This window comes from Hyphomicrobium sulfonivorans (genome assembly GCF_013306565.1).
GTDB lineage: Bacteria > Pseudomonadota > Alphaproteobacteria > Rhizobiales > Hyphomicrobiaceae > Hyphomicrobium_A > Hyphomicrobium_A sulfonivorans.
In genome coordinates, this window is sequence record NZ_PZPO01000001.1 from 170,727 (window position 1) to 191,553 (window position 20,827).

17 protein-coding genes, 1 tRNA gene, 2 pseudogenes and 1 riboswitch are annotated in these 20,827 nt (G+C 60.1%); of the genes and pseudogenes, 8 read left to right on the top strand and 12 right to left on the bottom strand.

The features are described 5' to 3' along the window. Positions 1 to 23: 23 nt before the first annotated feature. Complete coding sequence (locus C6Y62_RS00780) at positions 24 to 1,430, bottom strand: M16 family metallopeptidase (RefSeq protein ID WP_173952411.1); 1,407 nt, start codon at positions 1,428 to 1,430, stop codon at positions 24 to 26. A gap of 321 nt (positions 1,431 to 1,751) precedes the next feature. On the opposite strand from C6Y62_RS00780, the gene C6Y62_RS00785 reads away from it, so the two are divergent. Then, positions 1,752 to 2,180, top strand: coding sequence for an Hsp20 family protein (locus tag C6Y62_RS00785; RefSeq protein WP_068463633.1), 429 nt, complete (start codon positions 1,752 to 1,754; stop codon positions 2,178 to 2,180). A 121-nt stretch (positions 2,181 to 2,301) separates the two neighbouring features. Continuing rightward, on the top strand, positions 2,302 to 2,577 hold the full coding sequence (locus tag C6Y62_RS00790; RefSeq protein WP_068463631.1) for a BQ00720 family protein: 276 nt from the start codon (positions 2,302 to 2,304) through the stop codon (positions 2,575 to 2,577). Between the two features lie 151 nt (positions 2,578 to 2,728). On the opposite strand, the gene C6Y62_RS00795 is transcribed toward C6Y62_RS00790, so the two are convergent. Further along, positions 2,729 to 3,712 carry a complex I NDUFA9 subunit family protein gene (locus C6Y62_RS00795; protein ID WP_173952412.1) on the bottom strand — a complete coding sequence of 328 codons (984 nt, stop codon included), beginning with the start codon at positions 3,710 to 3,712 and terminating at the stop codon, positions 2,729 to 2,731. A 138-nt stretch (positions 3,713 to 3,850) separates the two neighbouring features. Between C6Y62_RS00795 and C6Y62_RS00800 the strand changes: the two genes are divergently transcribed. Further along, positions 3,851 to 3,937: transfer RNA gene (locus tag C6Y62_RS00800), tRNA-Leu, on the top strand. Between the two features lie 353 nt (positions 3,938 to 4,290). On the opposite strand, the gene C6Y62_RS00805 is transcribed toward C6Y62_RS00800, so the two are convergent. The 4 genes from C6Y62_RS00805 to C6Y62_RS00820 all read right to left on the bottom strand — a co-directional run bounded on the left by C6Y62_RS00805 (position 4,291) and on the right by C6Y62_RS00820 (position 9,228). Beyond that, positions 4,291 to 5,052: an ABC transporter ATP-binding protein gene (locus tag C6Y62_RS00805; protein WP_173952413.1), complete on the bottom strand. Its 762-nt coding sequence runs from the start codon at positions 5,050 to 5,052 to the stop codon at positions 4,291 to 4,293. Next, positions 5,046 to 6,029, bottom strand: coding sequence for a FecCD family ABC transporter permease (locus C6Y62_RS00810; RefSeq protein ID WP_173952414.1), 984 nt, complete (start codon positions 6,027 to 6,029; stop codon positions 5,046 to 5,048). Before C6Y62_RS00810 ends, C6Y62_RS00805 begins: the two co-directional genes overlap by 7 nt. A 5-nt stretch (positions 6,030 to 6,034) precedes the next feature. Beyond that, the gene (locus C6Y62_RS00815) at positions 6,035 to 6,793 is read right to left on the bottom strand and encodes an ABC transporter substrate-binding protein (protein ID WP_338074316.1); all 759 of its coding nucleotides are present in this window, start codon (positions 6,791 to 6,793) and stop codon (positions 6,035 to 6,037) included. A gap of 128 nt (positions 6,794 to 6,921) precedes the next feature. Continuing rightward, positions 6,922 to 9,228, bottom strand: coding sequence for a TonB-dependent receptor (locus C6Y62_RS00820; RefSeq protein ID WP_173952416.1), 2,307 nt, complete (start codon positions 9,226 to 9,228; stop codon positions 6,922 to 6,924). Positions 9,229 to 9,643: 415 nt separating this feature from the next. After that, positions 9,644 to 9,845, bottom strand: a riboswitch (cobalamin riboswitch). A gap of 169 nt (positions 9,846 to 10,014) precedes the next feature. Between C6Y62_RS00820 and C6Y62_RS00825 the strand changes: the two genes are divergently transcribed. Beyond that, positions 10,015 to 10,716, top strand: a complete 702-nt coding sequence (locus C6Y62_RS00825) for a class I SAM-dependent methyltransferase (RefSeq protein ID WP_173952417.1) — start codon at positions 10,015 to 10,017, stop codon at positions 10,714 to 10,716. After that, positions 10,706 to 11,095, top strand: a pseudogene (locus C6Y62_RS16790) (LLM class flavin-dependent oxidoreductase); the annotation flags it as partial. The gene C6Y62_RS00825 and the pseudogene C6Y62_RS16790, both read left to right, overlap by 11 nt. On the opposite strand, the gene C6Y62_RS16795 reads toward C6Y62_RS16790, so the two are convergent. Then, the gene (locus tag C6Y62_RS16795; RefSeq protein WP_420844142.1) at positions 11,090 to 11,506 is read right to left on the bottom strand and encodes an autotransporter domain-containing protein; all 417 of its coding nucleotides are present in this window, start codon (positions 11,504 to 11,506) and stop codon (positions 11,090 to 11,092) included. The pseudogene C6Y62_RS16790 and the gene C6Y62_RS16795 sit on opposite strands and share 6 nt — an antisense overlap. A 1,460-nt stretch (positions 11,507 to 12,966) precedes the next feature. Here C6Y62_RS16795 and ssuD point away from each other — a divergent pair. From ssuD to C6Y62_RS00850, 3 genes are all read left to right on the top strand, one after another. Continuing rightward, positions 12,967 to 14,154 (top strand): FMNH2-dependent alkanesulfonate monooxygenase, encoded by a 1,188-nt coding sequence (ssuD, locus tag C6Y62_RS00840; RefSeq protein WP_173952418.1) that lies wholly within the window; start codon positions 12,967 to 12,969, stop codon positions 14,152 to 14,154. After that, positions 14,151 to 15,596: an FAD/NAD(P)-binding protein gene (locus C6Y62_RS00845; protein WP_173952419.1), complete on the top strand. Its 1,446-nt coding sequence runs from the start codon at positions 14,151 to 14,153 to the stop codon at positions 15,594 to 15,596. The genes ssuD and C6Y62_RS00845 overlap by 4 nt, the downstream gene beginning before the upstream one ends. Before the next feature lie 88 nt (positions 15,597 to 15,684). Next, the gene (locus C6Y62_RS00850; RefSeq protein WP_173952420.1) at positions 15,685 to 16,539 is read left to right on the top strand and encodes an amidohydrolase family protein; all 855 of its coding nucleotides are present in this window, start codon (positions 15,685 to 15,687) and stop codon (positions 16,537 to 16,539) included. Between the two features lie 81 nt (positions 16,540 to 16,620). Here C6Y62_RS00850 and C6Y62_RS00855 read toward each other — a convergent pair whose 3' ends face one another. From C6Y62_RS00855 to C6Y62_RS00870, 5 genes and pseudogenes are all read right to left on the bottom strand, one after another. Next, a complete protein-coding gene (locus C6Y62_RS00855) occupies positions 16,621 to 17,958 on the bottom strand; it encodes a porin (protein WP_476729751.1) in 1,338 nt (445 codons plus the stop codon). Between the two features lie 184 nt (positions 17,959 to 18,142). Further along, positions 18,143 to 18,871 carry a LysR substrate-binding domain-containing protein gene (locus C6Y62_RS00860; protein ID WP_338074323.1) on the bottom strand — a complete coding sequence of 243 codons (729 nt, stop codon included), beginning with the start codon at positions 18,869 to 18,871 and terminating at the stop codon, positions 18,143 to 18,145. 39 nt (positions 18,872 to 18,910) lie between these two features. Next, a pseudogene (locus C6Y62_RS16275) lies at positions 18,911 to 19,087 on the bottom strand (LysR family transcriptional regulator); the annotation flags it as partial. Between the two features lie 142 nt (positions 19,088 to 19,229). Next, a complete protein-coding gene (locus C6Y62_RS00865) occupies positions 19,230 to 19,994 on the bottom strand; it encodes an ATP-binding cassette domain-containing protein (RefSeq protein WP_173952423.1) in 765 nt (254 codons plus the stop codon). Between the two features lie 8 nt (positions 19,995 to 20,002). Next, positions 20,003 to 20,827, bottom strand: a complete 825-nt coding sequence (locus C6Y62_RS00870; protein ID WP_173952424.1) for an ABC transporter permease — start codon at positions 20,825 to 20,827, stop codon at positions 20,003 to 20,005.

Genomic DNA, 20,827 nt, shown 5'->3' on the forward strand with positions numbered 1-20,827 from the left:
ATGCATACGCTGCTCCTCCAGGATCAAGAGCGCGTATGGACGGCGGGCTGCTCGGTGCTGCTGCCACCTGCCCCCTTGCCGTCATCCTCAGCCTCCGGCAGCAACCATCCGGTGACGGAGTTTTTCGCATCGAGATAAGTTGCTGCGGCCTTCTTGACGTCGTCAGCCGTAACCTTGGCCAACGCATCCGGCCAACCTTCGACATCGGCAACCGTCCGGCCGATCGTCGCCGACCAACCGTAACGCCGGGCCAGAGTGGCCTGATTGTCGCTCTGATAGATGAAGTCGGCCGTCAGCGATTTCTTCGCACGCTGCAGCTCAAGCTCGGTGACGCCATTCTTGCGCACATCGTCGAGCACTGCATCGACAGCATCTTCAACCGTCTTCAGATCCTCGTTGCCGGCAACGGCGTAAAGCGAAATGGTGCCGGAATCGAGCGAGCTGCCCGAGTAGCCGCCACGCGCGGTAGCCGCCACCTTCTTGTCGACAACCAGCGAGCGATACAGCCGGCTGGTGGCGCCATCGCCAACGATCTTCATCAGCACTTCAAGTGCTTCAGCTTCGCCCGGCTTTCCGGTCACGTAGCTTGGCACCATGTAATAGCGGTGGAACGACGCGTTACCGGCGCGCGGATCCTTCAGCGTCAGGCGACGCGGCACGGCGTGGGGCGGATCCTGCGGACGGTTGCGCGTGTCGACGTCGGGGTTCGCGGGAATCTTGCCGTAGGTCTCCTCGGCGAGCTTCTTCACTTCCTCCGGCGTCACGTCGCCCGACACCACAAGGATGGCATTGTTGGGGGCGTAGTAGCGCTTGTAGAATTTGAGCGCATCCTCGCGCGAAAGCTCCGCCATCTCGTGCGCCCAGCCGATGACCGGAATGCCATACGGATGCGCAAGATACAGCGCTGCACTCATCTGCTCGTCGAGACGGGCTGCGGGGTTGTTGTCGATGCGCGAACGGCGCTCCTCGATGATGACCTGACGCTCCGTCGCCACCTCATCATCGGTGAGACGCAGGTTCACCATGCGATCCGCTTCCATCTCCATCAGCGTGCCCAGGCGCTCCTTTGCGATGCGCTGATGATAAGCAGTCAGATCCTGCCCGGTGAAGGCGTTGTCTTCGCCACCCAGCCGCGAGATGATTTTCGAAAAATCACCCACTGCGATCTTGTCGGTGGACTTGAACATCAGATGCTCAAGAAAATGCGCGATGCCCGAAGTGCCTTTGGGCTCATCGGCGGAACCGACCTTGTACCAGACCATATGCGTTACGACCGGCGCACGATGATCCGGAATGACGATCACTTCCATACCGTTGGAGAGCTTGAACGCGCTGGCACGCGGTGCTGCCGAAGCGGTCTGTGGTGCGAGAGCGAGCATGAGAAAAACCACCAGAGTGAAGATGGAACGGCTGACGCCGGGCATGTGCATCGATTGATCCCCGATTAGGACCCAAAAGCAAGGAACTAAGGCCAATGGCCAACTGTGAAGAGCGGTATTCGCGGTCGATTTGAACAGGACGGCGAATGCCACGCAATCATCTGGCTAGCCACACCGTTGTCAAATGACAACGCGTTCATCTGATGCATCTCGGCCAACCGCAAGCCACGAGGGATATGCCGCTTGAACGCCTATCTCAGCTCACCCATATCATTGACATCCGGTTGCCGCCTGGGCGGGGCTGGTGCGTTGGAGGCCAGGGTTAAGGCTCTTGCGGAATATTGGTCGAGGTCGCTTGAGGAAGGACCCGTAATGTCACGGATTTCGCTGCTCTCCAGCCCCTTTCTCCTGGGCTTTGAAGAGATCGACCGCCTGATCGATCGGGCAACCAAGGGCTCGGCCGACGGCTACCCTCCCTACAACGTTGAGCGCATTCAGGGCCCGGATGGCGACGCCGACATCCTGCGCATCACGCTCGCAGTGGCCGGGTTCAGCCGCGATCAGCTTGAGATTACCCTGTCCGACAGCCAGCTCACCGTCCGCGGCAAGCAGTCGGACGACAAAGCACGCGAGTATCTCTACCGTGGGATCGCAGCGAGACAGTTTACCCGCACGTTCGTGCTGGCCGATGGAATCGAGGTAGAGTCTGCTGACCTTTCGGACGGGCTTTTGGCCATAGACCTGAAACGGCTGGAACCCGAACGCCAGGTTCGGACTATCAACATTACCGACAGAAAATAGTGGGCCACTACGTTTTACCGATTAGCCCTGCCGCAATTTCGCAGTGGGGTCGGGGCCGGGATGTCTGGCCGTCCGCTGCGAAGCGGAATGCACAGCTCCGGCATGCAGAAGGAGTAGCGTCATGACCGAAGCCGACAAGACCACCTATTACTATCCGCGTCATGTCATGACCGACGACGAGTTTGCTATCCTGGGTGATGGTGCTGTTGCATACATCAAGACGCTGACGTTCGACGAGGCGACGCGCATGTTTCCGGCCGTCGACGGTCTGCCCCAGGGCATCAACCTGTTCTCACTGCATGGCGCCGACGGTACACCGCTTGCCCTGACCGACACCCGGCAGGCCGCAATCGGGCATGCGTTCGACGACGATCTGGAGATCGCGAGCGTGCACTAATGAGTGTTTTTCCGGCGCGCTGATCGGCGCCGGTGGACAGTTCGGGACTGTTGGAGCTCCGGAGAAATCCGGAGCTCTTTTTGTTTGGGAGTTCAGGCTGCCGCTTGTGCTGCCTTTTTTCTGGCGCTCGCGGCCAGATCAGCTGCCAGCCTCAGGTGCGGTAGCTGGCAAACTGCCCACGGGCGCGGAAGCGCTCCAGATAGCTCGGCACGATAGCGGCGACACCGGTGGGCGTCGGCACGCCCAGCGCCGTCAGTGTCCGCCCCTCGTCCTTAGCCGCTGCGCTCACCACGTTGTCGTGTTGCAGCAGCTTCACCTGATCCAGCGTGATCGGGCGCAACGCGTTAGGCAGTGGCCAGGTCAGCGCGGCCTGCACTTTTGCCAGCCAGAACGGAAGACGCAGAAAGCCCCGTTCGCGGCCGGTCCATTCCTGCGTCAGCTCCAGGATTTCCTCGAACGACAGCTCATCCGGGCCACCGGCCTCATAGACGGTTCCGGGCTTGCCTGCGCCTGCCGCAGCGGCCGTGATCGCCGTAGCGATGTCACCCACGAACACCGGCTGGAAGCGCGTGCGCCCACCTCCGATCAGCGGCAACAGCGGCGACATACGCGCCATGGCTGCAAAGCGATTGAAGAACTGGTCCTCCGGCCCAAAAATCACCGATGGGCGGATGATGATGGCCTCGGGAAACTCTTCCAGCACCGCAGCCTCGCCCTCAGCCTTGGTGCGGGCATATTGCGACGAGGAATTGATATCGGCGCCGATCGCCGAGATGTGCACGAAATGGCGCACGCCAGCGGCCTTCGCCGCCCGGGCAATGGCGCGCGGCCCTTCCACGTGCACCGCCCTGAAGGTCTGCTTGCCGCCGCTGGCCAGAATGCCAACCGCGTTCACGGCCACCTTGGCGCCTGCAAGCGCGCGAGCCACCGATTCTGGATAACGGACATTGGCTTGCACAGGGGCGATCTGGCCCACAAATCCGCCCGTCTGCAGGAAGCCCGCCAGATCGGGACGGCGGACCGCCGCGCGAACCCGCCAGCCCTGCTTGGCCAGCGCTGTCACCGCATAGCGGCCTACAAACCCCGAACCGCCGAAAACAACCGCCAAACCCTGGTCGTCAAGCCGCTCTGCCATTGTCTTCTCCGTGTGTTCGGTGCCGCGTTACGCCATAGCGCGGATTGCAGAAAAGGGCACGGGTGTTGAAAGGTCGCGCACAAGCCTCACACGATCGATTGACAAGTGCCGCGACCCCCTCTAACTCACCACTCCAGTGCCCAGGTGGCGGAATTGGTAGACGCACCAGCTTCAGGTGCTGGCGCTCGCAAGGGCGTGGAGGTTCGAGTCCTCTCCTGGGCACCACTCTCATCATACATTAAGCTATTGAGATGTATGGGCAGAAATGTCCGTGCTTGGCCACGGCTGTCGAGGACACGCCCGCCCGGCATTATCCAGCTTTATTTTCCAAATCGAGGCGACGCCAGCGCGCCCTCTCCCGCTGTACGTCCTGAACAGCAGGCGGTGGCGTGGGTTCCGCGCTCTCGGGACACCCGGCTGGACGATCACAATTTCAAGCCGCTCTTCATAGGCCGCAAAGCCCGATTGGCCCTCAGCAATTACTCAGGATTGGCTACGACCAACACATCGTCGTAACCGAGCGACGGCCACTGCGGTTTGCCGATGGCTGGTCAGGGCAGGCAACGAGAGCCTTTATGTCATCGTGTCGGTGCGACATTCCCCGGGTGGATTGTCTTCACGTTTTCATGCTGTGAGCGAATGAAGCTGACGCCGAACACATCCTCAAGGATGGGCGCATCGTACACTTCCGCCGTGGCTCCGTCAGCGACGATCCGGCCGTCGTTCAGCAGCAGGATACGATCGAAATATCGGAACGCGAGATCAATGTCGTGCATCACGACAATGGAAAGCGCAGTACGGCCGTAAGCGCTGAGGCGCTCTACCATCTCAAGCCTGCACCGCGGATCGAGATTTGCCGCCGGCTCGTCGGCGAGCAACACCGGCGGCGCCGTCGCCAGCACCATCGCCAGCAACACGCGATTGCGCTCACCGCCTGATAGCGTCGACCACCAGCGGTCGCGCAATGGTTCAATGTCGTGCGTACGCAGAGCGGCATCGAGCGTTCCACGCTGCACCGATGCACGCGATCGTTCGAGAGAGATCTGCATCAGATCCGTGACTTGGATATCCCAATGCGGATTGAAATGTTGCGGAACATAGCCGATGACACTGGCCCGGCCTGCCGCCGTCATAGAGGAAATCGGCGCGTCGTCGTACGTGGTCGAGCCGCTCGCCGGGCGTAGCAGTCCGGCGAGAGATTTCAAAAGCGTGGATTTGCCTGCTCCGTTCGGCCCGATAATCGCGATGGATTCGCCACTGCAGGCAGTGAATGATGCGCCATGCAGCAGCGTACGCGCCTGCAGCCGAACAACAATTTCCTGCGCCTTGAGGGTCACCATTTGCGGCTCCGCGCAAGCAACAGCAGAAAGAACGGGCCACCCGCCACCGCCGTGACAAGACCGAGCGGAATTTCTGCCGGCGGCAGCGCGGAGCGCGCGATTGCGTCGGCTACGGTTACCAGTATTGCGCCGATCGCCGCCGACGCGGGAATGACAACACGGTGCAGCGGCCCCAGATGCCAGCGCGCGATATGCGGCGCGGCAAGACCGACGAAACCGACCAGACCACCGACCGAAACGGAAATGGCCACCGTCGCCGCCGCGACCAGGACCGCGAGCATCACGAAACGATGCACGTCCATTCCGTATGCGGTGGCCATCGTTTCGCCCAGCCCCAGCCGGTCCAGCCCTGGCGCCAGCGCAATGCATGCGAACAGCGAAACAAGCGTGAGCGCTGCGAGAATGCCAACACCGCCCCACGTCGGCGTCTGCATGCCGCCCAGCACCCAGCTAAGCACAACCTGCAGGCTGACGGTTTCATCCGACAACGCCAGCATGAGAAAGGATCGCAGCGCGCCAAGCACTGCGGAAATGGCAACGCCCGACAGCAGCAGCGTGGGCACATCCAGCGCACCGGCAGTGCGGGCAACGCCGATGACAAGCAGCGTGGCGCCCCAGGCACCGAGAAAGGCGAACAACGGCAGCGCGAACGCCTGCGAAAGGCTTAGCGGAACCAGCAGCGCAATGGTGGCACCAAGAGCGGCGCCGCCCGCTGAACCAAGCAGATAGGGCTCAGCCAACGGATTGCGAAACACGCCCTGAAAAATGGCGCCGCCCAAACCGAGCAACGCGCCAACCAGCAACGCGGCCACCACCCGTGGCAAACGCCATTCCCGCAACAGCATGGCCTGCATTGACGTGTCGCCCATCGCTGCGTTCAGGACATCGGCGGGAGTTACCCATGTGTGACCGGCACACGCGCCGAACAACACCGCACCGATCAGCAGCAACGCGAGTGTGCACCAGTATCGCACCATGCCCGTCAGTCGCCCCTCAGGTTGCGTAATTGTCCTGCCAGCCGTTCGACACCATCAAGTGTGCGTGGGCCGGGTATCAGCCACTCAGCGCGCGAAACAGTCCACGTGCGCCCGCGCTTGATGGCTTCCATCTCGCGCCATCCCGGTCGCGATATGAGGTCATCCAGATCTTCCTGCTTGCCAGCGTACAATAGCAGGTCGGGATTGGCAGCAAGGATGGCTTCCGGCGACACCTGCGCCAGCGTACGCATGCCGACAAGCGCCGGCTCTGTCCCGGCGATGCCCAGCGCATCGCCTGTGTAAGTGTTCGGCCGCGCCACGAGAAGCAGACCGTTACCCAGCTTGCCCGTAATCATGACAACACGCGGACGCCGCATGTGCTCCGCTCCGGCACGAACGTCGGCAATGCGCTTTTCAAGCCCTTGCGCAACCGCTTCTCCCTCTGCAGCCCGTCCAGTGGCGCGACCGATGAGACGGATGTTGCCTATCACTTCCGCCATGTTGCGCGACGTGAGCACGACGACCGGAACGCCGAGCCTGCGCATGGGCTCAACAAGCTGGTTCGCGGCCTGACGCGCCGGCGTGACGATGACGAGATCTGGGTTTTGCTCAACCACACGGTCGACTGAAAAGCCGAGCCGTCCACCAACATGACGTCTCGACGCGATCTCCTCCGGATAGCGCGTCATGGCGTCGATGCCAACGATCCGATCGGCAAGGCCGATGGCGCACACCAGTTCAGTGTTGGAAGAGAAAATGGTCACGATCCGCTGCGGAGGAGCAGGGATCGTGACGCTGCGACCGAGCGCATCCGTTACCGTAACGGCTTCGGCTCGCAGCGCACTTGGGACGACTGCGGCCGCAACAAACATCGCGGCCGCAACAATGCCTCTTACCAGCGCCACTGCAAACCGGCCACAAACTCGCGTCCCATCATCGACGTGCCGCAGCCGCCGTTCTGACTGGCCATATTGGCCAGGCCAGCGCACGAGGGCGTATCGGTGAGGATGAAAATCGGATGCTCATTTACATTGAACAGATTATTCACGCCGGCAAACAGCTTTACGTTTTCCGTGATCTCAATGTCGCCGCGCGTGTTCCAGACCCAGAATGGGCTCTTGCGATGCCGGTATGAAGTCGACGGTTCCCCGCCAGCGCGGAAGCTTTCTTCGGTATCATACCACATCGGACCACGCAGCAAGCCGACGACCTGGAATGACCAGTCGCGCACATCCGGCCCCGCCTGACCGAAACGCGTGCCGATCGAAGCTTCGTATTGATACATGCGCTGCGCCTTGTCGGTGTTGGCCGAAGCTGGCGCACCGCGATCCGTCATCTCGAAATTGTAGTAGCTGTTGGAGAACAGATTCCAGCGCCAGTTGCTGCTCTGCGGCCTGGGCCGCAGCAGGCGCAACATATTCATGTCGAAACCGACTTCGATACCCTGCACTTCGATATCGCCGGCATTGTTCACATAATCGGAGATTCTGTTGGGACCCGATCCGCGGGTAAGCGTTCCGATACGATCGGAGATGACGTTTTGAAACACTGCAACGTCCAGCGTGCCGAGCCAGCCATTTACATTCGCACCGAACTCGATCTGCCTGCTGGTTTCCGGTTCGAGGTTCGGATTGCCGAAGGCTCGTGAGCCATCGAGGTTGGTGGTTTGCGCGGCCAGCTCTGTCGCCGTCGGCGCGCGGAAGCCAGTGGCAATACCCGAGCGAAGCACAACACCATCCATCACCGCCAGCGTACCGCCGAATGAGTACGTGAGCGCTTCATACTCCTGCGACTTGTTGTTCTGGTTCTGATAATGCGGCGTCCAGTCAAACGTTGTCGTGCCCTGCGTGTAGCGCATGCCTCCGCGCACATTGAGCACGTCGCCAAAGAACGATTGCGAATCCTCGAAATAGAAGCCGTTGAACTGATCGGTCTGATTGTTGTCCTGCGGCGGCACCTGCAGCGGATTCAAAACCCTGCCCGGCGCGGCGATCCGCAAGCGGGTAGAGCGCACCGTGCTATGTTCGAAGTCCCAGCCGACAAGCAGCTCGTTGCCTTCCCATGGCTTCACGCGCGGCTGAACACGAACGCCGGCAATGTCCAGTTCGCGGCGATTATGATCCAGCGCTGTGCCTGCACTGATCGGCGATGCCCATTTGAAGTTGTCAACGTCATTGACGACGTAGGCCTGTGCGAACCAGTTAAATACTCCGTCCGACGTACGACCGTAGTAGCTGGCGTCGGCGGATTGGTTGTAGCGATCCTCGCGCGCGAAGTAGTTGGCGGCCGAACCGCGGAAGCCAGCGTCATAGATGCCGTCTGTACGGGCGTTGAACTCAAGCCTGTGATTGTCATTGATCTGATAACCAAGCGAGGCCGTTGCACCGCGCCGATCCCAGTCGGTGTTCTCCATCGTCGAGCCACCGCGACCGCTGTGGTAGTCGCCGCGTGCACCGACCGATGCGCCGACATAGTAGTCGACGTTCTTCTCGACGCCACCGGTCTGCACCTTGCCTTGTCGCAGATCCCAAGAACCGATGCTGCCTTCAACGAAGGTTCCGGACGCTGAACGGCCGGTTTTCATGATGATGTTGATGACACCGCCAAGATTGCCGCTGCCATAAACCACCGATGCCGGGCCGCGTACGATTTCGATGCGCGCAACATCGGCAAGGGACAGCTTCGACAAATTGGCGGTGCCGGAGCGATGCCCATTGATCAGCACGAGAACCTGACTGCGGAAATCCTTGCCCTGGCCATCGCTGGCAGCGCCGCGGACGTTGATAGACGTTTGACCCGGCGTCCATTCACTGAAGAATCCAACCGCGTTCTCACGTAGCAATTCGGTGACCGATTGCGACGTAGAGCGTTCGATAACGTCGCGATCGATGACCTGCACAGTCGCGGGCACCTTGCCGCGCGCTTCCCGGCGTCCACCCGGCGTTACGACATACTGGTCGGATGCAACGGCCGATGCCGCCTGCCCGCTCTGACGGCTCGGATTTGGCTTCTTGGTCGATTTCTGCTGCGGCGCTTTCTTTTTCTGCGCGGTCTTCTCGTCAGCCTCAACTTCCAGTCCGGGCAGAACGATTGCCGCCTCACCATCAGCGGCGGCAAGCTCTTGAGCGGAAAGTGTGTGGCTTGGAACGATCAGCGCGGTGAGAGCAACAAGATACGGGGATACTCTCGACGGTTTCATACTGGTACTCCAAACTAAAACGCACGAATTCGATCGCAGGAACGCTAGAGCTGCGCCTTACGGGCGCGGGCATTGCGAAGCTGATGCTGAGGAAAAGGCGTTGGATGCGGGCGACGGGCCGGCGCATTGACCATCGCTACAGGCAGCCGCGCGGATTGCACCGATGCGGCCAGCCCTGCACTTCAGCTGCGACAATCGCAGCTGGATGATGATCGAATGCTCTTGCGAGCCTTGCGTACGCACATCAACGCTCCAAACACTTTGGAACGTTCGAAACTGCCGTAACAACGGCATTCACTCAAACACTGCAGAAACAGAGAAAAGGTGGCCTGGCGTGAGCGTTCCCGAACGTTCCAAACAAACTAGGTTCGGTCGCTACTACGCATTCGTATCAACTGCGCCACCCGCGCAATCAATGAACGACCATGCTCAGGCAGGTCTCCTGGCTCGCGGCTAATCGCGCTGTTTGCACCTTCCCGGCGAAATCGCCAGTGGTTTAAGCAAACAGCTTGCCGCTTACAGTTGCGGGGGCAGCTGCGGCATAGACGACTTGCATCGACGCACCGCATTCCCTACCTGCGGAGCGCGTCCGCAGAACCTGAGCCTGGGCATAGAACTGTACGATCGCAGTACGAGTCAACGCGTGCGATCGACATCACCTTGAAATGTTTCCAAGTGGGGCAAGCAGGCAACAACCTTGACGACCTTCGGCATAACCCGCAGCCTGCGCGCTCTTTGTCGTCTTCCCAAATCTTTTTCGATATGCAGCCGCAAAATCGTTTAGCAATGAGCCCATCCGCGTTCTGGGCGTTAGCGTTCGAGCAATCGACGCATGTAAATCCGCGCCAGAGCGACGACTTTCAGGAAGAAGCGTTCTGGCAGGATTACGCGCCGCACTACGACGAGCGCAGCCCGCTCGCGCGCCTTGCAACCGACGTGGTGGCGGATGCGAGCGCCCTATTGTGTCCCAGCGATAGCCTGCTGGAAATAGGCCCCGGCACCGGCGCTTTCACGCGGCGGCTCGCCGGTTGCGTTGCAAGGATCATTGGCATCGAGCCATCGGCAGCGATGCGGACGGAGTTTGTACGCCGGTGGCCGGATAACGACGCGCAACGGCTGCCGCAATTGATTGCCGCCAAATGGGAGGACTGCGCCGCTCCGGTGGTCGACCACGTCTTTTCCGCCAACGCGCTATACAGGGTGGCGGACATCGCAACCGCACTGTTGAAGATGACGGCCTGCGCGCGCCACCGCGTTATTCTGGTGCAAACCGTCGGACCTCCGCATGCCAATCCTCTAGTCGTCCACGCGCAAGGCGACACGTACGAACGCGAGCGTGCGGATGCGCTATGCGATGTCCTGGGAGAGCTTGAAATCCAGTTTCGCGACCGCAGGTATTTCGTTGACCGCGGCGATCGGACAGCCTGTGAAGTTGCGCTGATCGATTGGTCTGGCGCAAGTGAGAGCACTGAATTCGATGCGGATTGATATCGCCGGCATCGGCCGCGAGCCGGATCGTGTTTCGCATGCCGACTTCCTCGCCCTGATGCAGGAAATCGATCAACTTGGCTTCGATGGCATCTGGTTCAACGAGTTTCATTTCCAGACGCCGCCGCAGCCCTATCCGTCGCCGCTGCTGCTGGCCGCATCGATATTCGCCTGCACGCAAAGGCTGCGGGTCGGCACGTCCGTGCTGGTGTTGCCGCTGCACGATCCGCTGCTACTCGCTGAACAGATAGAGCAGCTTCAATGGCACAGCGGCGGCCGCTTCGATGCCGGTTTCGGCAGGGGGACCGACCCTGCAACATTCGAGAAACTGAACATCGACGTTGCATCAACGCGGCATCGTTTCGAGCGCGCGCTACTGGCGCTGAAAGCCAGCTACCAGAAGTTCGGACGTATCCATGCGGTGAAGGTGGACGGGGCTCCGGTCAGCCAGGTCGGTGCGCCGAAGTCCTGCGCGAAACGAACGCCCACACGTCCAACGAGCGAGTTGACGTTGTCGAAGTGCACCTGCGCGCCAAACATCGGATCCGTTGTTGAGATTGACAGTCTGATAGGCGAGCTGCGCCTGCGGTTCGATGCTGAAGCCACCCAGCCCAGTGTAAACCGGATAGCCACCTTCGAGCGATGCACCGAACGCACCGCCATCGGTTTTCAGCTTGTCCATGCGGTTTGACTTGGCATCAATATCGTACCACGAGCCCAACAATAGCGCGTCGACATAAGCGTTCTCCGGCGTGTAGTGGGTCCAGTAGGCGCCCCATGAATACGCCATGAAGGAATTCTGGCCCGCTTTCGACGAACACCTAGCCCCCAAACCCCGCGCCGCCGCCAATGAAACTCTGGCCCGTTGTGCCGCCACCGAAACCCGGCTGCGCTGGTGGCGCCGTCACCGTTCCATTAGCCAAGCGGCCGACCCCCCCCCGCCTGCGCCGCCGCCGAAGCCACCGTCTCCTCCCCGGGGCGTCGTCGTATCGCCTGGCCCAGCTGCGCCGCCGCCCCAACCGCCATCTCCACCGAAGGTATCGATGTTGCGATTGCCGCCGCCGCCGCCGGAGTAGTTGCCTCCGTCCGAGCCGTTGACACCGCCGGCCGGCCCGCCTCCCGTGGCACCTGCTAACGCGCGGGGTCTGCGCGCTTGTCCCGCTGAGAGTCAGCGTCGGATTGGGGCCAACAAAGACTGCGTTGTCGAAGCCAATCGTGCTGCCGGGGTTGCCGTTGGCCTGCGCAATGGCCCAACTGAAAGATCCGGATGCCCCGGCGTTACCTGTATCGCTCGCGCTGGTGACACAATACGTGGTTCCTGGAGCGCAGGCGCCAAAGGCGTTGCTAGACCAAAGCGCAGTCGTCAAATGCAACGCCACTATTAGGAATAGAAGATTGTGGCTCCAGCTGCGAAGAGAAAAAAATAGTCGCATCGCTGATCCCCCTTGATGAATAAAATTCGGTGACAATTGAGTATCGAAGTGGGGTTACTCCTGCGCATGTTGGACGGGGCGATATTTGCAGGATAGTGGGCACAAGACCGCCCGTTTCATCGCTACTGTCGGCGTTCGCCGGAAGAAAATATCCCTGAAATTGGGCGCAGCAATCCAGATCGGGGCACGGCCAAAAACAACCGAAAAATCTTTTGACAAATAATTTTCTATTTCGACTGGAAATAGATCCACCTATTTTCAGTGCTAATGATGATTCGCAGATGTCGTCTATGTTTTTTTAATATTGCTATATCGCTTGCCATTAAATGTTTATGCTATGGCTATTAAGCGAATTTTTTAAAGCAAAGAGCAGCGCGTGGCGCGCCTGATTTTGGGAAGTTAAAACTGTCTACTATATTTCGGATTTCCGGGCTTGGGTGCGGCTGTCGTAACCTGCGTATCCCGTGGCGACGGACCTCTACTGCACCGCTACGTCAACCATAGTCGCGACACGTCCCTGCCCCTGCATGTCGCGAATGTTCGCTTTCAAGCCGTGGGCAGGTCACGGCGCTACCATGCGGACCCAGCTCTGGATGCCGCCGAGGCAGCCCCTACGCTCAGCTCGGGTGCCGCGCCTCGTTATCATCGGCGCGCATATAGACATATCAAGTTCTTATTTAGCGGCCGCACAACTCAGGTGTTAGCTGCTTTACCGATGCGGACGAATTTCTAACCAGATCGCCCCCCCCATTGCCGGCGCGCCATTCCGGCTGTCCGCACGCCTGCGCAGTGACAAAGCTCAAGCGGACCAAGCACCATGACGGCTAACATCCCCGACAAGATCAACGTCCTCTGGTTCATTCCCACGTTCGGCGACAACCGCTATCTGGGTTCCAGCGTCGGATCGCGACAGGCGGATCTGCCGTACCTCACTCAGGTTGCGCAGGCTGCCGATACGCTTGGTTATTATGGCGCCCTGCTACCGACCGGTAGAGCCTGCGAAGACAGCTGGATCATTGCGTCGGCACTGGCGCCGCTCACCAAGCAGCTCAAGCTGCTGGTCGCTGTGCGGCCGGGACTGCAATCGCCGACCGTTGCTGCGCGCATGACGGCTACGCTTGATCGCGTCTCCAATGGGCGTCTGCTCGTCAACGTGGTGACCGGCGGCGATCCGGTGGAGAACCGCGGCGATGGATTGTTTGTCGATCATAAGGAGCGCTACACGCTCACGCGCGAATTTCTTGATGTATATCGCGCCGTGCTATCGGGCGAATCCGTCAACTACAACGGCCAGTTTGTGCAGGTTGAAGATGCACGCCTGACGTATCCTCCCGTTCAGTCGCCCTATCCGCCGCTGTATTTCGGTGGCTCATCGGATGCCGCGCACGACGTTGCTGCCAAATCCATCGACAAGTATCTGACGTGGGGTGAGCCGCCTGCCGATGTCGCTGCAAAAATCGCCGGCGTGAAGGCCGCCGCTGAAGCGCAGGGACGCCGCATCACGTTCGGCATCCGACTGCACGTGATCGTGCGCGAAACCAACGAAGAAGCCTGGCGCGCCGCCGACAAGCTCATCGAACATCTGGATGATGACGCAATCGACGCCGCGCAGAAGGTTTTTGCGCGCATGGACTCGGTCGGCCAGAACCGCATGACGCGGCTGCACGGCGGCCGGCGTGACAAGCTGGAAGTCAGCCCCAATCTGTGGGCCGGTGTTGGACTTGTGCGCGGTGGCGCTGGAACTGCGTTGGTCGGTGATCCGGACACCGTTGCAGAACGCATTGATGAATACCGTCGTCTCGGCATCGATAGCTTCATCCTGTCGGGCTACCCCCACCTTGAGGAAGCCTACCGCGTCGCTGAACTGCTGCTGCCGAAGCTGCCGCTTGCGCACGGCGCGCGGTCGACTTCGCAGGTCGTAAACATGGGACCGTTTGGCGAAGCTCTTGCCGCAACGGACAGCGCCAACAACCGCTCCAGCATCTCAGCAGTTTCCGCCGGATGAGGACGCTCACAGACGACAGGCTGCATAAGCCATCGGTGGCGATCGTTGGCGGCGGTCTGACCGGCGCTGCAATCGCCTATCACCTGGCAAACAGCGCCGTGCCCGCGAATATAGCCGTATTTGAGCCACGCCCGGAGATTGGCCGCGGTCTTGCCTACGGCACGACCGACCCTGCGCATCGCATCAATGTTCCGGCCTCTAAAATGAGCCTGCTGCCCAGTGATGAAAAGCATTTCATCAACTGGATCGCGGCCAACGATGCCACCGCTGACGATGCCGATGCGCTTGCACCCGATGGGCATCAATACATTCGCCGCGCGTTGTTCGGGCGCTATGTGTCCGCACACCTGCAACCGCATCTGGATGCCGGCCGCATCGATCACATTCGCGCCGCCGTCGTCGATATTGCCCGCGCTTCGCCGCATCGCTGGCGCATCACCACCGATGACGGGACGTCGCATCATGCTGACGTTGTCGTACTGGCGACGACGCATCCGCCGCCCGGCATTCCAAGGGAATTGCGTGAAGGCGTCGATGACGATGCGCGTTTAATAACCGACGCAACATTGCCCGGCGCGATAGATGCCATCGCGCCAACGGCGCGCGTCGTTATCGTCGGCACCGGCCTGACAATGGCCGACGTGGTCGCCTCGCTGGATCAGCGCGGCCACCGCGGGCCGATATATGCGTTCTCACGCCGTGGGCTCGCATCGCGCGGGCATGCATCCGCGCCGCATGAACCCTTTGGCGATTTCACCGGCTCGGCGACATCTGCGCGCGCGCTGCTGCGCTCTGTGCGCGAAACCATCTCCCGTGCAAAGCGCAACAATATTCCCTGGCAGCCCGTTATTGATGCTGTACGCGCACAGGCGTGGACGTTCTGGCCCAAGCTATCCATCTCCGAGCGCAAGCGCATCGTCCATCGTCTACGGCCGTTCTGGGATGTGCATCGCTTTCGCATCGCGCCACAGCTTAAAGCCTTGCTGGATCGCCGTCAGGCTGATGGCACGCTGACACTGAAGGCTGCCTCACTTGTTGGCGCGAAGGCATTTCCTGACAGACTTGAGATCAAGGTGCGCCCGCGCGCAGAATCGGTTCTCGAAACGATCAATGCCGATCACGTCATCCTCACCACTGGCCCGGCGCACGACGCGATACTGGCAACGCAGCCGCATCTTGCCTCCCTTGCTCGCCAAGGATTGATCACCGCCGACGCGCTCGGTCTTGGCATCGCCTGCGACCGGCAAGGACATGCACGCACCTCTGCCGGAGCATCGCATAGCGATCTGTTCATTGCCGGTCCGCTGGCCCGCGCCGAATTTGGCGAACTGATGGGGCTTCCGCAGGTAACGACCTATGCGGAGCTGATCGCGGGCGAAGTGGCAGCCGCACTTGCGCGCTTCAGTGCGCCTCAAGACGACAAGCTCGTCAGCGCTCAGTGAGTGCTGCACGATCCTGAAGCGCAGGCACTTGCCGATATAGCCGCCTGCCCACCGACTACACATCCCATTAGCAACAGCAGGACGGACGATGTCTCAGAAGATTATCGATATCCGGTCGCGGCCGTCGTTTTTGCACGACTTCTACGGTGCGCGACGGGGCACGCCAGAGTTTGAAACGGCCAAGTGGCTGAACAGACGGGTGGGCTCGCTCGACGATGAGCACTTCGCGCGCGCACATACGCTTCAGGGCTATCTGGATGAGGTGCGCGATGCCGGTATCTGGCGGTCAGTCGTCATCGGGCGCGACACCCCGGCCATTCAAAACACAAACGACGAAATCGCCAAGATCACCTCACCACATGCCGAGCTTGTCGGCGCCGGCTCGGTCGATCCGCAGCGGTTGGGGAGTGACGCGGCCATCGCCGAGGCGGAGCGCGCCATCAAGACGCTTGGGCTGCGCGCGATAAATCTGGAACCCGGATTTGGAGCTCCTGCACTGCATTTCGACGACCCGCAGTATTTCCCAATATACGATGCGCTGCAGGATTGGGACGTGCCGGCATTTCTGATGTCGGGACCGACGACCCCTGATCTCAAATTCAACGATCCGGCAGCTGTTGCACGGGTTGCGCGCGCATTCCCCAGGCTGCAAATCGTCGTGCACCATGGCTTCTGGCCGTATGTGAACGAAATCATCGGCGTCGCATTCCGCTACGCCAATGTCACCATCGTGCCCGACATGTACATCTTCCTGCCGGGTGGAAACCTGTACGTTGAAGCTGCTAACGGCTTCCTGCGCGATCAACTTGCATTCGGATCGTCGTTTCCGTTCCGGGCCATCGGCCAGTCTGTTCGCGACTATCAGCAGCTGGGCTTCAAAGACGCTGTGCTCGAAAGCGTTCTGTTTGAAAATGCCTATCGCCTGCTGTCACTTGCCGACTGAAATTTCCAAACACACGTCCAGCAAAAAGGGCCTGAAGCGTTTTTCTTCAGGCCCTTTTTGCTTCTACCGGATCAACTCGCGTCAGAAGTTGATGAACGCGCCGAACACGACGGTCGACAGACCCTTCGTCTCGATGCCGGGCAGATCGACATCATGGTCGCGATAGCGCAGCCATACGGACATTGCAGCTGCGTCGATCTCCTGTACGACACCGAAGCCCCAGAAGGTGGTCTCGGAGCCCTTGAGGACTCGTGCTGTATCATCAGCCGGGTTCAACGGCGTGCCACCGTCATTGATGAGCAACGCGCCATCGTACGACTTGAGCACTTCGCCATAAGGTATCGTCTTGCCGATCGACGTCAGACCAAGACGCACGCCGCTCTTGAAGTACCAGGTATTGGTGACAGGATTGTCCTGCGGATTCGGGCTCTGATCCAGACGCGCCCAAACACCCTGGGCAAACCAGCCCGATGGATTGTGCTGCGTATAGATGCTGGCCTGAACGTACTTCAGGTTGCCCTGCGGCGGTGCACCCTTGGCGGAGTTCGTCGTTTCCGAGTACGTAACGACGCCCTTCAGAGTGAAGTCGCCGTGGGTATTGATGTATCGGCCAGCAACGGCGGCGTTGTCATCGTCGCCCCACGATGCGGAGGCGGAGAAGCCGTGCAGCGTCGGCGTATCGTAACGGACGATATTGAGCGGCACGCCGTTGCAATCGCCCGGTCCACCACCGTAGCCGCGGCACGATCCGGCATTGCCCCAGATCAATGAGTCATTCGCCGCAAAGTTACCGCGCACCTTGAAGCCGAACACGTCGTAGGCAACCCAGTAAGCAGCAGGCAATGTGCCGGATGAATCAAGCGCGACGACCGCACTATCATCCGCCGGCGAAAGCTGACCAACGCTAACGCGGCCGTACTGTTCGCTCTGCAGGAACCAGTACGAATAAAGCACCTGAAGTGAGTTCGGAGCGCCCGAGAATACGCCAGGGCCATTGGGCCTATCCTGGCTGGTTGTGTAGGTGTCGCTGGTGATAGCTTCAACGTGCAACACGTAACCGGCAGAGAGATCCTTGGTGATCTGCGCCTTACCGGTGAAGTTGAAGTTACTTGCGAAGGCCGTACCCAGGCTCTGCACATAGACATTCGACTCAACGCCGTCGTCCCAATACATCACCTGCTCGCTCACCCATCCGGATATCTTGAGCGAAAGCCGTCGATTTCCCTTTTGTGCAACGCTGCTTTCCAAATCGGCGATGCGTTCTTCCAGATCCGCGCAGCAATTGCCGCCTAAGTCAGCAGCTGCGACGGGGCTAGCGCTGACCATAACGCCCACAAGCGCCGCCGAGAAAGCAGCTCCCGGCCAATACCACTTCATTCTCGTCCCCCAATGCGACGGCCGAGCCGAGCTCGACCACATGCTTCAGTGGGCTGGGACTACAGATGCAATGGACGCGATTGACACGTTATCCACTGGATGCCCCCAGGCCACTCAGCACCCTTCGGCCGAAGGCATGGAGGAGTAAAATAAGCGTTTCTACTTTCTATATTCAGGGAGGAGGGAGAAGCTGTATCCGATGTAGTTTTACAGCTATTTCACGCAGTTATATGGTCCCATCAATCTCGTCGCGCAGCGCTTCCGCCTGCAGAATTACTTCTTTTGTAACTGCCGGAGCACACATCTCGATAAAGCGATAGACATAATCTTTACGGAATCGCCCGCGGCGCAAAGCAAAACACGTCTGAGATGAGTCGATCCGCGTTTTCAGCGATACCTTGCTCAAGCCGCTGTCATTATCGGCGTCGTATGCCATGCCGGCGATAATGCCGACGCCTAGTCCAAGCCCGACATAGGTTTTGATGACATCGGAATCGATCGCCGCCATCGCAATGCGCGGTTTCAGCGCCAGCTTCTCAAACGCACGATCGATCTGTTTTCGTCCCGTCAGCCCCTGATCGTATGTCACAAGGGGACACTGCGCGACCTCTTGCAGCGTCACATTTTCACGTCCCTGCAGCGGGTGCCCCTCGGGCACGATAACTTCGTGCTCCCAGGAATAAAACGGAAACGCAAGCAGGTCCGGCACGTCGTCGAGCGTGTCGGTTGCGAAGCCTATGTCGCATTCGCCGCTCAGCAGCAGCGTAGGCACTTCTCTGGGATGCGCCTGGAGCAGCACAATCTCGACGTCGTCATACCGACTGCGAAATTCGGAGAGATACTTCGGCAAGGCGTAACGGCTCTGGGTATGCGTTGCTGCGATTTTCAGCGTACCGCTTTGCCCGTTAGAGAACGTGCTCGCTACGTTGCGGATATTGCCGATCTCCAGCAACACCCGATCGATGCATTTCAAGACCTCCGCGCCGGGGTCGGTCAGACCCAGCAGCCGCTTTCCGCGCCGTTCAAAAATGGCAACGCCGAGTTCGTCTTCCAGATCTTTTACGTGTTTGCTCACGCCAGACTGCGATGTGAACTGCGCCGATGCCGCTTCGGTAACGTGAAAGTTCGAGCGAACAATCTCTCGCACAAGTCGGAGCTGTTTAAGGTTCATTCCCGCCTCAGACCATCTCTGGGAACGCTGTTTCCCATCAACTGCCCCGCAGATGGATCAAATCCGCCGATTGTCCGCCGTCAGCGCATATCCTGTATAGGGGTGTCGGCGCGCATCCCCGAAATTGCATTTTCCGAATACGTTATGACGTGTGGGCATATTGAATGTGGGCGCCCTCCAATATTGCGGCGTTGCGCGCTCCGTTGAGATGTATGAACGACGATGCCAGTTCACGCCGCACTGCGTCTGTGTTCCCGTCGTCTTGCACGGAAACAATTTTTGCTATGCGCCCTGGATTTGGCTGCATAATCGCTACTCGATCGCCCAGGATGAGTGCTTCTTCGAGATCGTGCGTAACGATCACCAAAGTGAGTCCCATACGCTGGCTCAGTGCACGCATATGCCGTTGCAGATCCGCGCGTGTTATAGCGTCCAGCGCAGAAAACGGTTCATCGAGCAGGATCACCGACGGTCTGGCCACCAATGCGCGTGCAATTGCGACGCGTTGGCTCTGTCCGCCCGAAAGCTCCCGCGGCCATTTGCTTGCATGCTCCACCAGACCGATCAGATCGAGTGCTTCATGCACACGCGCCGTCCGTTCAGAGGCCGGCAGCGCCGCGATGCCAAACGCGATGTTCTCCGCCACCGTCAGCCATGGCAACAGCCGCGGCTCTTGAAAGATCATGCCGACCGCCGGATGCGGCGCCTGTATCGTTTCCCCTGCGACGGTGACCGTGCCGCCTGATGGCGCTTCGAGGCCGGCGATAATCCGCAGCAAAGTGCTTTTGCCGCAGCCCGATGCCCCCACGATCGCAACAGACTCGCCGCTTTCAACCGTCAAGTCGACGTCGGCCAACACGGGGCCACCCCGTGCAAACGCCTTCGAAACGTGTCCGATATGAAGCACGTCGCACCTCAATTTGTCTGATAGCTATCCTGCCAACGCAGGAACGGTCGTGCGACAGTCGCCAGAAGTGCATCCGATGCTTTGCCCAACAGGGCGAACACAACGATTGCCGCGATGATCAGATCCGGCCGCCCCGTCTGTTGCCCATCGATAAGCAGATAGCCAAGGCCCTCGGCCGCGCCCATGAACTCCGCGGCCACGACGAACATCCAGCCGAGCCCCAGACCACCGCGTAGTGACACGACCGTGGCCGGCAACACCGCCGGCAGCAGTATTCGGCTGACAAGCTGCAAGCTGTTGAGCCGAAATATCCTGCCAACTTCGACCAGCTTGCGATCGACCGAAGCGATGGCTCCCATCACGCCAAGATAGACCGGAAAGAACACGCCGACTGCGATCAGCGCGATCTTCGAAGCTTCAAAAATCCCAAGCCACAGGATGAACAGCGGCACCCATGCTATCGAAGGAATAGCGCGCAACGCTTGCAGCGTTGGATCGAGCACACGCCGGCTCAGCGCGAAATGCCCTGTGATTGCGCCAACCAGCACACCCGCGATGCTGCCCAACAGGAAACCCACCGCGACACGGCTGGTGGTAGCCAGAACGTGTACCTCCAGCTCGCCGGACCTCGCCAACTCACCGAGCGTTGCAAGAATTGTAGAAGGTGCCGGCATAAGCCGCCCTTCCGCGAAGCCGCCGGTGACGGCGCCCTCCCAGATGAGCGCCAGCGCCAGCGGCAACAGCAGCGGAACCACAATGCCACGTAGCGAAACCCGCGGCGCAGCACGTTGTCCAGCGATCAACGCCGGTGAATGCCCAACAGCGTCACTCAT

Bases quoted from the DNA above. Each gene is read 5' to 3' on its own strand.
- C6Y62_RS00780 (WP_173952411.1), bottom strand. From the start codon at position 1,430: ATGCACATGCCCGGCGTCAGCCGTTCCATCTTCACTCTGGTGGTTTTT.
- C6Y62_RS00785 (WP_068463633.1), top strand. From the start codon at position 1,752: ATGTCACGGATTTCGCTGCTCTCCAGCCCCTTTCTCCTGGGCTTTGAA.
- C6Y62_RS00790 (WP_068463631.1), top strand. From the start codon at position 2,302: ATGACCGAAGCCGACAAGACCACCTATTACTATCCGCGTCATGTCATG.
- C6Y62_RS00795 (WP_173952412.1), bottom strand. From the start codon at position 3,712: ATGGCAGAGCGGCTTGACGACCAGGGTTTGGCGGTTGTTTTCGGCGGT.
- C6Y62_RS00805 (WP_173952413.1), bottom strand. From the start codon at position 5,052: ATGGTGACCCTCAAGGCGCAGGAAATTGTTGTTCGGCTGCAGGCGCGT.
- C6Y62_RS00810 (WP_173952414.1), bottom strand. From the start codon at position 6,029: ATGGTGCGATACTGGTGCACACTCGCGTTGCTGCTGATCGGTGCGGTG.
- C6Y62_RS00820 (WP_173952416.1), bottom strand. From the start codon at position 9,228: ATGAAACCGTCGAGAGTATCCCCGTATCTTGTTGCTCTCACCGCGCTG.
- C6Y62_RS00825 (WP_173952417.1), top strand. From the start codon at position 10,015: ATGAGCCCATCCGCGTTCTGGGCGTTAGCGTTCGAGCAATCGACGCAT.
- C6Y62_RS16795 (WP_420844142.1), bottom strand. From the start codon at position 11,506: ATGGCGTATTCATGGGGCGCCTACTGGACCCACTACACGCCGGAGAAC.
- ssuD (WP_173952418.1), top strand. From the start codon at position 12,967: ATGACGGCTAACATCCCCGACAAGATCAACGTCCTCTGGTTCATTCCC.
- C6Y62_RS00845 (WP_173952419.1), top strand. From the start codon at position 14,151: ATGAGGACGCTCACAGACGACAGGCTGCATAAGCCATCGGTGGCGATC.
- C6Y62_RS00850 (WP_173952420.1), top strand. From the start codon at position 15,685: ATGTCTCAGAAGATTATCGATATCCGGTCGCGGCCGTCGTTTTTGCAC.
- C6Y62_RS00855 (WP_476729751.1), bottom strand. From the start codon at position 17,958: ATGTGGTCGAGCTCGGCTCGGCCGTCGCATTGGGGGACGAGAATGAAG.
- C6Y62_RS00870 (WP_173952424.1), bottom strand. From the start codon at position 20,827: ATGAGTGACGCTGTTGGGCATTCACCGGCGTTGATCGCTGGACAACGT.